Here is a 13,052-nt window from a genome sequence, read left to right as displayed (position 1 = left end):
TTCCCATCGTAAACCACAGACCGTTGGTGGGATCGCAGGATTCCCGAAATTGATGTGTCAAGCCAGCACAGGTTGAGCGATGATTTATAGCGAATTGCGTTATAAGTCGAAAATTTAAGTACGTTTTAGTGCTTTGTATGTTGCTCTGCCGGTGCGCAGGGCTTTTTTATTGCTCTGAAAAGCTGTGCTTTTGATGCATTTCTTTCAAATCGACGGCCAATTTAGGAAGGAACGCCATGAAGAGGCCCGAAAAGGAAGCGGTAGTTGCAGAGCTTACTGGATTATTCCGTAATGCAGATGCTATCTACCTTACCGAGTACCGCGGGCTTACCGTTCCGCAGATTTCTACTCTGCGTGAAAAGCTAGGCCGCGATACTTCCTACTCTGTGGCGAAGAACACGCTTGCTCGTATTGCTGCTAAGGAAGCGGGCATCGAAGGTCTTGATGAGCTTCTTGCTGGTCCAACTGCTATCACCTTTGTGAAGGGTGATTTCATTGAGGCTGCTAAGACCTTGCGTGATTTTGCCAAAGAGAATAAAGCCCTCGTTGTCAAGGGCGGTTTCGCAGATGGAACCGTTTACGATGCCGAAGGCGCAAAGCAACTCGCCGACTTGAAGTCGCGTCCACAGTTGCTTTCCGAAATGGCCGGCGCGCTCAAGGGCACCATGTCCAAGGCCGCCTACTTGTTCAACGCTTTGCCAACCAAGGCAGTGCGTACTATCGACGCTTTGCGCGAGAAGCAGGAAAAGGCCGCTTGATTCCCTTGCAGCTTGCTGCATGAGACTAATAAATAATAAAAATGTTATGGTCGTAAGGCACAACGTGTGCCTGGCCAAGTAAGAAAGGAAGCCATTATGGCTAAGCTCACTAGTGAAGAGCTTCTTGAAGCTTTTGGTGAAATGACCCTCGTTGAGCTCTCTGAGTTCGTCAAGGCCTTTGAAGAGAAGTTCGACGTCGAGGCTGCTGCCCCTGTCGCCGCTGTTGCCGCTGCTCCAGCTGCTGCTGGCGCTGCTGAGGAAGAGAAGGACGAGTTCGACGTCGTTCTTACCGCTGCTGGCGACAAGAAGATTGCAGTCATCAAGGCTGTGCGTGCTTTGACCAGCCTTGGCTTGGCTGAAGCTAAGGCTCTCGTGGATGGCGCTCCAAAGGCTGTTCTTGAGAAGGCTAAGAAGGAAGATGCCGAGAAGGCTAAGGCTGCTCTTGAAGAGGCCGGCGCTTCTGTGGAACTTAAGTAGTTCTAGCTTTTTATTGCTTTGCGTGTGACGTAGTTTTATGTGTATGCGCATAGTGAAAATTAGGCGGTAGGATTATTCCTGCCGCCTTTTGTGCTTTTGTGGTAGAAAGACGATGTATACCGAATACATGCATAAATAGATATAGATATGTAGATAATGTATACGATGATGTAATGCATAGTGAAAATCATACATACAGGAAACAGAGCATAGTGAACATAAACTTAAGATTTGTAGATTTTGTCGCAGTGTGCAATAATCGCAAGTTGAATTTGTTTACTGCTTGTTTTTATATAGTCTAGTTTGAACAATCTAGGTTCTGTCTTAGCGTTGAGATCTACTAGCGCTTTGGTTTAGTTGATGGTTTGTGTTGTGCTGTTATTTCGGCGTGTTGTTATGCGTATATGCTGGAAGAGTATTGTTTTCAGCTGTTAGTTTGTGTTTGTTAGAAGTTTGTTTGTTTTTCCTGAAAATTTTCTGAAAAAAATCTTTAAAATTCTTGAAATTATTATTTTTTATACAATATGCGCAATATTGCTTTAAATATTAAGATTTATTAATACAAAAACAATAAATATTTTAACAACAATGTTAGTAATTACTGTTTTTTGCTGTAGATTAAGCTTGATTTTGTAAATGAGGTAGGGTATCTTGATATCAGTTGCGTTAGGTTTTTGCGCCTTGCGTGATTCTTGAGGGGTTGTAGCCCCTTAAGATACTGAAGTTTTCTTCGTGCTATGTAGTGCGAAGGAGAAGAGGAAAGGAAAATACTATGTTGAATAAGAAGGCTATTGCCGCACTTGCTGCTGGCGCCACACTTCTCTCCGGTTTCGCTTTTGCTGCTCCAGCAATGGCAGAGGATTCTTGGTCTCACGTTTTGCCAGGCGGCGATCCAGATGCTCCTGCAGCTGTAACTCCAGCTCCAGCACCTAAGGCTGAGGATATGACTGCTGAGCCAGGTAACGAGAATCTTTACACCAACTATCAGGGTCTTACCACTGTTTTCGCTAAGCATGGTTTGACGAATGTTGCTGCTTATGATGCTCTTCTTGATAAGCTCGAGTTTGGTTTGAAGCAGACTGGTTGGGCTAACATTTTGAAGAACTTCGGTGGTGACAACTGCGCTTACTTGGGTAAGCTTCGTAACCAGTTGAAGAAGGCTGTTGCTCATTATGGTCATGTTGAGGCTGCTGTGAAGGATGTCCTCGCTGAGCTTAATGCTGATTACGCTGATGCTAAGAAGGCTGAGGATTGGGATGCAGCTAAGGTTATTAAGGCTGATCTCGCTGCTGCTTCTAAGCTTGCTGAGGTTGCGCATCATAACCTTACTCGTGCTGCAGCTATCTTGGATTCTGCTAATGATCATGCTAAGGATTTGAGCTGCGATACTGGTGCTAAGGAAGTTTTGAATGCTATGAAGAAGGCTGGTAACTTCCCAGGTAAGCCAGCTGCTGCTAAGCCAGCTCCAGCTGCTAAGCCAGCTCCATTGGCTAAGACTGGTGCTGCTGTAGCTTTGGCTGCTGTTGCTGCTTCCGTGCTTGCTGGCATGGGTGTTGCTCTTCGCAAGATCCGTCACTAAATAAATTCTTACGCTCAGCTTGTGGTATAAGGGCTTTTTAGTTGTTGTGCCACAAGCTGTTCTTAAATGTTTTGCGGATTATTTTGCTAAAACAGTGATTAGTAAGTAAAAAATTTAAGAGCTAATGAGCTAAGTTTGGTATTACTGCTGTTAAGGGAGTGGTAGTGCTAAGTTATTTAAAGGCTTGAAGTTGAGATTTGTTGTTGACAACGATTGCTGCTTCGAGCCTTTTTCATAGGAGATTTTCTCGTATGAAAAGAGGTTATAGGCGAAAATTCTATAACCCGAAAATGGGAGCTAAATCCCCAAGAATCCCTTGTTTTGTGCTTATATTGAGTGCAAATCCATAAAGAGATTGAGGTTTAATTATGTTAAATAAGAAGGCTATTGCCGCACTTGCTGCTGGCGCTACGCTTCTTTCTGGTATTGCTGTTGCAGTCCCAGCATTAGCAGATGGTGATGTGCAAACACCTAAATCTGCTTGCACTGATGCTCAAGTTGCTGATGCTAAGCAAGCAAAAAAGACTCTTGAACAGCTCAAAGCTGAGTGCACGCCAACTGAAGCTCAGACTGCTGCGTATACGAAGACTGACGCAACAGATTCCAAGCAGGGTGAAACCAAGCCAGGTGACACCGATAAGAAGGATGAAACCAAGCCAGGTGAAACCGATAAGAAGGATGAAACCAAGCCTGCTAAGTCAGGTTTTAAAGAGCTGCTAGATAAGGTAAAGAGTGTTGCTGGTGAGCTTGGTAACTCTCATAAGGCTTATAAGGATGCCTTTGCTAAGTTTGAGGCTGATAAGACTCCTGCTAACAAGAAAGCTGCTGAAGCTGCGAAGAGTGCTTATAAAGCTGTTGTGAATAAGTTTGGCGGTTCTGAGAAAGTTAAGGCTTTCGGTGCTGCTGTAAATGAATTTACTGCAGCGGCTAAGAAGTTTAAGGCTGATAAGACTTCAGAGAGTAAACAGGCTTTGGAAAATGCTGCAAAGAAGATTCAAGGGCTTCTTGCTACCATGACTCCAGTTCCACCAGCTCCAGTTCCACCAAAGCCTGCTAAGTCAGGTTTTAAAGAGCTGATCGCCAAGGTAAAGAGTGTTGCTGATGAGCTTGGTAAGTCTCGTAAGGCTTATGCGGAGGCTGTTGCTAAGTTTAAGGCTGATAAGACTCCTGCTAGCAAGAAAGCTGCTGAGGCTGCGAAGAGTGCTTTTGAAGCTGTTATGAATAAGTTTGGCGGTTCTAAGAAAGTTAAGGCTTTCGGTGCTGCTGTAAATGAATTTACTGCAGCGGCTAAGAAGTTTAAGGATGATAAGACTTCAGAGAATAAACAGGCTCTGGAAAATGCTGCAAAGAAGCTTCAAGAGCTTCTTCCTACCATGACTCCAGTTACACCAACTCCAGTTCCTCCAACTCCAGTTCCTCCAACTCCAGTTCCTCCAACTCCAGTTCCTCCAACTCCGGTTCCTCCAACTCCGGTTCCTCCAACTCCGGTTCCTCCAACTCCTGCTATTAATCCTGCTATTGAGGCTATTGCTAAGCAGGCTGAGAAGGAAGGCTTTACGTTTGCTGCTAAGCAGATTCGTAAGGCTAAGACTGTTGAGGGTGCTCAGGCTTTGTTAGATGCTGCTCGTGCTTCTAAGAAGAAGCCAGAGCCAAAGCCAGTTCCACCGACCCCAACGCCAAAGCCTAAGGCTGAGGAGCCAACGTTTGTGTCTCCTGATGGTAGTGAGCATTTGTTCACGAACTATAAGGGTTTGACTGTTCTTCTTGCTAAGCACGGATTGACGAATGTTGCTGCTTATGATGCTCTTCTTGATAAGCTCGAGTTTGGTTTGAAGCAGACTGGTTGGGCTAACATTTTGAAGAACTTCGGTGGCGATAACTGCGCTTACTTGGGTAAGCTTCGTAACCAGTTGAAGAAGGCTGTTGCTCATTATGGTCATGTTGAGGCTGCTGTGAAGGATGTCCTCGCTGAGCTGAATGCTGATTACGCTGATGCTAAGAAGGCTGAGGATTGGGATGCAGCTAAGGTTATTAAGGCTGATCTTGCTGCTGCTTCTAAGCTTGCTGAGGTTGCGCATCATAACCGTACTCGTGCTGCAGCTATCTTGGATTCTGCTAATGATCATGCTAAGGATTTGAGCTGCGATACTGGTGCTAAGGAAGTTTTGGATGCTATGAAGAAGGCTGGTAACTTCCCTGGTAAGGCTGCTGCTAAGGCTCCTGTGAAGAAGCATGCTGCTGCTGCTCCATTGGCTCACACTGGTGCTGCTGTAGCTTTGGCTGCTGTTGCTGCTTCCGTGCTTGCTGGTATGGGTGCTGCTCTTCGCAAGATCCGTCACTAAGCATGATTGCTAAGCGAAATAGTGTTGCTTTGAGTGTAGCTTATGTGAAGCTCTGAGTAGTATTGTTAAGCTATTGAATGAGATGGGGATTGAGGTAATACTCAGTCCCCATTTTTTTTTTATGCTCATACCTTTTAGTGCATTATGGTAATCGGCAAAAACTGTGTAATCTGCAGAAACTGAGGTTACAGATTGAAAGTGTGTCTGAAGCCTTTTGACCTATAACTTTCCATGTTCGATTTATAATTGAAAACACGGATATAAATTTGAATAATAGCTACTCGTTGTATTGTCATTACTGTAGTAATCGCTAAAAATTGTCAAAATTAAGTCATGAAAAGGCGTTGCTGTAGGTGAAATAGAGTAGAATGTTTTTCAAACGTTTTCAACTTTAAGTGTTTGGAGGCTGCGTCTTTCATGCACTATGTAATTGCAAAGGTTGAATAATAAAGCATTGTAAATATGTTTTGAACGTTAAGCAATACCGTTGGGATTGTAGATAAGAAAGGGAACTATATGTTAAATAAGAAGGCTATAGTAGCGTTTTCATTTGGCGCTGCATTTGTTGCCGGGTTGGCTTTCGCTACTCCTGCAATGGCTGGACCTCTTGACGGTTCAGATTTCCAAGCTCCAGCTCCATCAGCACTTGATGGTTTTATTAAAATTCCATCTGACTATGCTAAAACAGTAACTCCTACACCATCTGCAGAAAGTGACGATAAGAGCGTTGGTGATTTTGGTGATGACACAGATTTAGATGGTTTTGTCGATAACGATTATCAAGGTTTTTTTGTTGGCGACTCTGATGATTTTGGTGATTTTGGTGATTTAGGTGACTTAGGCGACTCTGATGATCTTGGTGATTTAGATGACTTAAGTGGCTTGGATGATCTTGGTGATCTAGGTGACTTAAGTGGCTTGGATGATCTTGGTGATTTAGATGACTTAAGTGGTATAGGTGACAATGATTCTGACGTATTTCCAGATACCCCTACACCTGCTCCAGAACCAGCTCCAGCTCCGGAACCGGCTCCTGCTCCTGCGCCAGTGACGCCAGATACTCCTAGTGGAGACACTACCGTAGCAGAACCTAACACAAATGATGATGCATACGAAGCTCCAGTCGTACTTACTCCACAGGAAAAAGCTCAGAAGATTCAAGAAATTAACAGTGAACTTGAGCAAGTAAAAGCTGCTCTTTCTCCTGAAGATTTAAATCTCTACAACGCGTATGAAACTGAAGTTGCAAGCGCACTCAATCAGAAGAATCTAGTTAAAGAGACTTTTACAGACTATCTTAAGAATCTTCTTACATATGGCAATCTTACCGGGGATGATTTGCGAGATGCTCAAGATGCATTAGCAATTATGCAAGGTAAAACTATTAAGGCTTATGAAGTTATGGGGCCGAAGATTTCAACATCGGACGGTGGTTATACACAAATAGTTCGTCCTGTTGGTGAAGAAAAATCTCCTACTTTCTACTCTCCAGCAAGGAATGCTTACCCAGTATCTGCAGCCAGCCTTTTTGAAGTTATGAATGCAGCAAATTACAATAAGCAATTGAATGCATTGCGAGCTTCTGAAGGGCTTGGACCTGTTAATATAAGTATGCGTAGTATTGCAGAAGCAATCGCACATAGCATGTTCTCTGATACTCGTATTGCGCATGCTGTTATGGCCGCACAGGAACAGCATCCTTATCGATACAATTCAGAGAATCTTGCATGGGGAAAGTATCATATTTCTACCACTCATGAGAACGATGATGAGAGTCCAATGAAGGGTTGGTATTACGGAGAAAAATCCATTTTTGATACTGCTGTCAATAATGGCACATTTAACGATGATGGTCATGTATATACGCTTAAAGCTGGCAATAATCTCGAATCTTACCGTCACAATATTTCTGGTTTGGATAACTTGCCTGAATCATTGTTTGAAAACGATCCAGATAAGTCGGTATTGCAGAAATTCCAAAATGCAGTTGGTCATTATTTGAACTTTGTGAATCGTAACGTTCTTTCTAATGGTTTTGCACAAAGCAATGATTCTGCTATTTATGGATCTGTTGTTATCTGGCATGGTAGTTCTACTAATAAAACTTCGTGGACTCCAGATACATTTGATCAGTCACTACATGCATATATACAAAAGGTGGGTGCTCAAAAAGTTCAAGTACCAGATAATTTGCAAGCTATCTTTAAAGCCTCTGACAATTTAGGTAATGCCATGCGTGGGGATTCTTCACCATTATGTAGATATGTGCGTTTGCAGCATCAATTGCAAGCTTTAAGAGATTAATAAATCTACTTTTGCATATATGCATCGATGACGTTCATGGATACTTCTAACATGAGCGAATACATTATTGCCAACCAGAAGTTTTTCTTAAACTTATGGTTGGCAATTTTTATATTCAAAATTAATAAAAACTAGCGCAATATACACAAAGCATGACACAATAGTAAGTAGTGTATTTTTTGAAGGGAGCAGGTCACGTGAGTGAGCGACAAGCCGTACAGCGCTGGATGATTACAGTAGGTGGTGTCGAGCAGGCACGTGTGGGTGCAGGACAGTCAGTAGAGATTGGACGCAAGCCTATACGCCCATTGCGCGACGATGGTTTCGTGCGTGTTGACATAGTAGATAACAAACGCTCTATGTCAAAACGACATGCGTTACTCATTGTTGATAAGCGTGGTGCAGCAACAATTCGTGATTTACATTCAACAAACGGCACGTATTTAGTTAGTGCCAACGGGGATTTATTGCGATTAGAGCCGGATGTTGATTTTCAGCTGCCAGATAGCTTAATGCGTATGCAACTTGGTGATGTTCCTGTTGATTTTGTGTGCGTTGAAGATACTGCAATTGAAGATAAACAAGATGATGAAGTTCGCAATTTATTCTCCTATGCTACTGATGATGCACATGATGAACATGCTGTACCAGATTTATCGGTGGATCAAATTCTTGACTTGCGTGCTGGTGAGCCAACAGGTATTTTTCATGCTCAGTCTGTAGCACAACCAGACCTATCTTGGGGAAAGGGTCAGTTTGCGCAAAACTTGTCCTCTGGCGCCACATTGCGTAGCGCTGCTATGAATCATCCTGTAACGTTACCGGTAGTGCCTGAGCATGAAGAAAAGCCCATTGAACCTCGTGATTTATTTGTTGATGCTCAATCATTGCAACAGGAAAATATACAACAGGAAAATATACAACAAGAAACAGTTGCACTACAAGAACATATTCAACCTAACAATGAGTTGCAACCTAACAATGAGTTGCAACCTAACAATGAGTTGCAACCTAACAATGAGTTGCAAGAAAATACTCAATCTAATACGCAATTAGATAGCGTAGCGCATTCTGAAGTGTTCCAAGAAACAGAAAATCAAGTATCACAAGAAAGCGATATTTCGTCCTTTACTACTGGTCCTTTTGCTACAGATATTGTTGGTGCTGTTCATCGTGATCTGTCTGCACAAACTGCTGATATGAACCATGCTGATACTGAATCTGTTATTTCTGGTATTGATGTTATCGATAACGGCGTTTCATATTCGCCTGCTTTTGAACCAGGTTCAGTATTTGAAAAAGTGTCAAAAGGTGAATTTGATGCCCAACAAAATATGGTAGAAGCTGGTGGGTTTACTTCACGAGAAGCTGAAGAAAGTAATGATTTTTCTCAACAATTTGAAATGGCACAGTATCCAGAATTACTGCCATTTTTAGCGACAAATCCAGGTTTGTATGATGATTTATATGCTTGGCTGGCAGCGCAAGGTAATGCCGAAGTTGACGCTGCGCTTGCGCGTAACAGTGGTTACAGTGAGTATCGTAAAGCTATAGAACAGTAAGTAAGTAGGGTTGGAATATGAGAGATACAAACAATAGTGAACAAGATTCATCATCGCAAGTTTCTGCAGACGCAGTAGTAAAAGGTGCTGCAACGAATGACACCTCATTGAACGAAGATACTGCTCAACAGGAGGTCAGTTCTGAAGCATTGCAGCGTATTATGGCATGGAAGCAACAGTATCAATCACAGTTATCTCCTTCGCCGCTAGAAGATATTACGCAACTTTCTGCAAAATTAGAATTAACTCATGCCCATCCTTCTGGTATTGCACAGCTTTTTGCTAGTGGAAAAGCAACATTAAAAGCTTTATTCCGTGATGCCGGTATGTTGCGTGCCGCAGGGCGTCGGTTAGATCGCGTTTTTGAAGATCGCGATGCAAAAGCTCATGAAAGTGGTGTTTCTGAACTTTCTTTAATTGTTGGTGTTGCGCTATGGAATGGTAATCACGTTCCGGTACTTACATATCCTGTTCGTGTAATTCGTGATGTACAACAAGATGAAACTGCTGCAACTATTTACTTTTCTGGAAGCGTTTGCTTAAATCGCGCGTTGGTTGCGCGTTTAAGTTTGCGCGGTGTTCAATTGCGGGAAGATGTGTTATTTGATGGTTCTCACTATGAGAGTGGCACTCCTGAGACTTCTGTAGTTTTTGACGCTATTTGCCAACAGGCTCGTAGTGTTTTTCCAGATTTTGATATTGAACGTGATATAGTTCTTGGATGCTTTACTGATGCTGGTTCACGCTTTGTAGCAGAAAGTGAACAAATTCTTCAAGATTTACAGTCTGGTAGTGCTGGAAATACTGCGATTGACGCTATGGCTGGTAAAGAGCATGCCATACAGGCACTTCAATCTATTCACAAGATGGAGTATAGTCCTTTTGATGCAGATCCTCATAATGAATGTGAAGTTGGCGAAGTAGATAACACTGTACGTTATGCTGCTAATCTCGTCGCTTCTGGAAGTTCTTTATTTGTAAACATTGATTCAGGTTCAGATTCTGCAGCAATCGCTGCGGCAATTGCTTCTCATTCAGTGATTGCGGGACGTTCTGTGTTATACGTGCCGAATGTTGTTGAACAACAACGTCGTTTCCGTTATACCTTAAATGCGCATGAAATTTCTTCATTGGCATTGGATGTTGCAGATGGGCATATTGCCAAGCATGTTGATGCTCAATTGATTGCTGCAGTTGGTGCTCGTCAGAGTGTGGCAACGTCGCGCTTTGAACAAGTTGCAGATGAGTTAGTTGGTGTGCGCTCGCGTCTTACTCGTTATTTAGGTGATCTTCACGGGGTAAATGAAGCTTGGGGAGTGTCAGCTTATCAAACTATTCAAAATCTTGCTGCTATTGCAATGTTTCCATCTCATCCTTCTACGCATGTTCGTTTAGATGTTAATGCAGCACATGCGATGACTGGGCACCTTGAAGAGTGGGCGCAAAAACTCCATCAGGCGGATGAGCTTGGTGAATTTAATATTAACCCTGAAGATACGCCGTGGTTTGGTGCATCAATATTTGATGAAAATGAAGCAGTTGCAGTGTATCAGCGTGTAGTAGATGTATTGCTTAAACTTCTGCCAGCTACTCGTGAACAAGTTAAAACTACAGTACAAAACTGCGGTTTCCCTGTGCCAACGACAGCCCGAGAATGGAGTCGTCAAGTTACTGTTCTGAAGAATTTGCGTCGTGTGCTTGACGTATTCCAACCAGAAATTTTTGAACGTGATTTGGACTCAATGATTGAAGCCAGTAAGCCGAAAGCTGTGCGTAAAGCTGAAGGCACAGTTATGGGCTTTTGGGAGCGTCGTCATCATATGCGAGAAGCTCGTAGCTTGCTGCGTGTAGGAGCCAAAGTTGACGATTTACATGAGGCTCTCAAGATTGTTGCGCAACAGGCAGCTCAATGGCGTACTTTTGTTCCTCATGGTGGATGGCCTGTTTTACCTCCAAAACTAGATGAATTGGTTAGCACGCAGGAACTGTTAGCAAGACATTTGGTCGCTCTTGACGCAGTATTAGCTACAACTCGTCAAGGTGCTGATCTTGAAAATATTGAATTTGTGCAGCTTGAATCACGGTTGCAATCCTTGCATGATGATCGTGCTTCGTTGGATACGCTTCCTGGTCGTTGTAATTTGGAACACGAATTCAGTGATGCTGGTTTACTTGATTTAGTCAATGATTTGCGCCGTCGTCATGTTACAGGTGGAGCGCTTGATGGTGAGTTGCAGCTTGCATGGTGGACTACCGTTTTCGAAGATATTGTTAATTCTTCTGCGATTATTTCTCACCAAGATGGTTCTGCAATGCAGGATGCTTCTGATCGTTTTGTGCAAGTTGATACTGAGCATGTTCGCTCTATAGGTCCAATGGTTCAGCAAGAAGCCATGCGTCACTTATGCGATTTGTTGTTCTCGCATACGCAAGAAGCAAATCAGTTGCATACTATGCTTGCTAGTAACCGTTCTGGAATTACCTTTACGAAACTTTTGCGAAATTATGCAGAGCTTGTATTGGCAGCAAAGCCAATATTGGTTGCTATGCCATCAACGCTGACTATGATGACGCCACTGACCCCTATTGCAGATACTGTGATTATTGATTCTGCTGAGCACATGTCAAACATTGAATTGTTCTCTATTCTAGCTCGTGCACATCAAGTAGTGGTGTTAGCGCATAAGCAGACTGTAAGTTCTGAAAGTTTGAATAAGCTTATTTCGCTATTGCCAACAGTTACGGTCACTTCTCGTGCTACGCGCAGATCATTGCGTTTAGCTCGTTTCTTGGAAGAACACGGTTATGGCAAACTTCGACATGATGTTCCTATTGAACGATTACAAGGTAAGGTGCGTTTGCATCAGATTGATGCTACTGGTGTACCTATTTTGTCGTCTGGTCTGATTGAAAGTAGTCAACAAGAAATTGATGAGGTTGTAGAGCTTATTCGTCAACGCGCAAAGACGTTTACTGTTGTGCCTTCAGGTTATGTGCTAGTTGTGGTAGCACTAACAAATGTGTTCCGTAGTCGTTTAGGTGCTGAATTAAAGTCTTTATCTATTAAAGATGAAAATATGGGTCGTTTCTTACGTCACGTACGGCTTATGAGCATTAATGAAGCCTCAGGTGCAGTGGCAACCGATGTAATTATGTCGCTATGCTATGCCAAAACTTCTCACGGGCGGTTGCTTCAACAATTTGGTCTTATTGAAGAAGAAGGCGGCAGTAGTATGCTGCTTGATGCGCTTGCATTAGCTCGCCGTCATCTTGATATTGTCAGTGCTTTTACTTCCCAAGATATGGAAGATGAGCGTTTGCATCAAGATGGTCCGAAGTTGCTGAAAACTCTTTTGCAATGGGCTGAACAATTAAGCGATAAACCATTACGTCCTGAGGATATTCATGATGTTGAAGCGCAAGTTGCTGCTCAAGCTGCTCAAGAAAATGTGTTATTTACTGATTTAGCTGAACGTATTCGTGCTCGCGGATTAAAAGTTGCAGTGAATTATGGTTTTAACAATGGTATTCGTATGCCGCTAGTTGTTGGTCTTGCTGATAAGCCTTTTGCTTTGGCTGTGCTTACGGATGATGCACAATTTATGAGTATTCAATCTACGCGTGAACGTCATCGTATGATGATTCAAGATTTGGAATCTTTAGGCTGGTCGGTTATGACAGTGTGGAGTGTTGGCGCTTTTGTTAATCCTGAAAAAGAAGTTGATCGAGTTGTTTCAAGACTTGGTGAATTGTATGGTGATAGTGAATGAGTGATTATGATCCTCATCGGCGTTCGCCGCGTCGATCTGTGAGAGTTGTTCGTGAAGGCTCTGAGCTTTTTGATGCTGATGGTGTTAAATTAGAGCCTTCTGACAATCTCACAGCAGAACAACGTAATTACGAGGATGATAAACGTATTTTAAGCGAGTTGCCACCTCATTGGGCGGTATTTTCGGAACGTGGTCGTTGAGTATTATTCCAACATTATTGCTGTGATTTTGTCTCTAGCATATCGTTTTGTCTCTAGCAT

At 42.9% G+C, this 13,052-nt stretch carries 8 protein-coding genes; all 8 read left to right on the top strand.

The window, feature by feature from the left end; translation table 11 throughout:
• The first annotated feature begins 236 nt into the window (after nt 1-236).
• The 8 genes from rplJ to HXT28_RS04800 all read left to right on the top strand — a co-directional run bounded on the left by rplJ (nt 237) and on the right by HXT28_RS04800 (nt 12,992).
• Nucleotides 237-758, top strand: coding sequence for a 50S ribosomal protein L10 (gene rplJ, locus HXT28_RS04835; protein ID WP_016636752.1), 522 nt, complete (start codon nt 237-239; stop codon nt 756-758).
• A gap of 96 nt (nt 759-854) precedes the next feature.
• Nucleotides 855-1,235 carry a 50S ribosomal protein L7/L12 gene (gene rplL, locus HXT28_RS04830; protein WP_032814643.1) on the top strand — a complete coding sequence of 127 codons (381 nt, stop codon included), beginning with the start codon at nt 855-857 and terminating at the stop codon, nt 1,233-1,235.
• Between the two features lie 772 nt (nt 1,236-2,007).
• Complete coding sequence (locus tag HXT28_RS04825; RefSeq protein ID WP_422113335.1) at nt 2,008-2,814, top strand: hypothetical protein; 807 nt, start codon at nt 2,008-2,010, stop codon at nt 2,812-2,814.
• 368 nt (nt 2,815-3,182) lie between these two features.
• Nucleotides 3,183-5,156 (top strand): hypothetical protein, encoded by a 1,974-nt coding sequence (locus HXT28_RS04820; RefSeq protein ID WP_422113334.1) that lies wholly within the window; start codon nt 3,183-3,185, stop codon nt 5,154-5,156.
• 516 nt (nt 5,157-5,672) lie between these two features.
• Nucleotides 5,673-7,460, top strand: coding sequence for a hypothetical protein (locus HXT28_RS04815; RefSeq protein WP_422113333.1), 1,788 nt, complete (start codon nt 5,673-5,675; stop codon nt 7,458-7,460).
• Between the two features lie 197 nt (nt 7,461-7,657).
• On the top strand, nt 7,658-9,022 hold the full coding sequence (locus HXT28_RS04810; RefSeq protein ID WP_422113332.1) for an FHA domain-containing protein: 1,365 nt from the start codon (nt 7,658-7,660) through the stop codon (nt 9,020-9,022).
• A 161-nt stretch (nt 9,023-9,183) separates the two neighbouring features.
• A complete protein-coding gene (locus tag HXT28_RS04805; protein ID WP_419185097.1) occupies nt 9,184-12,792 on the top strand; it encodes a helicase in 3,609 nt (1,202 codons plus the stop codon).
• Complete coding sequence (locus tag HXT28_RS04800; RefSeq protein WP_016636716.1) at nt 12,789-12,992, top strand: hypothetical protein; 204 nt, start codon at nt 12,789-12,791, stop codon at nt 12,990-12,992. Before HXT28_RS04805 ends, HXT28_RS04800 begins: the two co-directional genes overlap by 4 nt.
• Nucleotides 12,993-13,052 lie beyond the last annotated feature (60 nt).

The organism is Gardnerella washingtoni (assembly GCF_049262705.1).
GTDB lineage: Bacteria > Actinomycetota > Actinomycetes > Actinomycetales > Bifidobacteriaceae > Bifidobacterium > Bifidobacterium vaginale_D.
This window is presented reverse-complemented; position numbering and strand designations above follow the sequence as displayed.

What these genes read in the sequence shown, in the direction of transcription:
- rplJ (WP_016636752.1), top strand. Translation starts at nt 237, where the DNA reads ATGAAGAGGCCCGAAAAGGAAGCGGTAGTTGCAGAGCTTACTGGATTA.
- rplL (WP_032814643.1), top strand. Translation starts at nt 855, where the DNA reads ATGGCTAAGCTCACTAGTGAAGAGCTTCTTGAAGCTTTTGGTGAAATG.
- HXT28_RS04825 (WP_422113335.1), top strand. Translation starts at nt 2,008, where the DNA reads ATGTTGAATAAGAAGGCTATTGCCGCACTTGCTGCTGGCGCCACACTT.
- HXT28_RS04820 (WP_422113334.1), top strand. Translation starts at nt 3,183, where the DNA reads ATGTTAAATAAGAAGGCTATTGCCGCACTTGCTGCTGGCGCTACGCTT.
- HXT28_RS04815 (WP_422113333.1), top strand. Translation starts at nt 5,673, where the DNA reads ATGTTAAATAAGAAGGCTATAGTAGCGTTTTCATTTGGCGCTGCATTT.
- HXT28_RS04805 (WP_419185097.1), top strand. Translation starts at nt 9,184, where the DNA reads ATGGCATGGAAGCAACAGTATCAATCACAGTTATCTCCTTCGCCGCTA.
- HXT28_RS04800 (WP_016636716.1), top strand. Translation starts at nt 12,789, where the DNA reads ATGAGTGATTATGATCCTCATCGGCGTTCGCCGCGTCGATCTGTGAGA.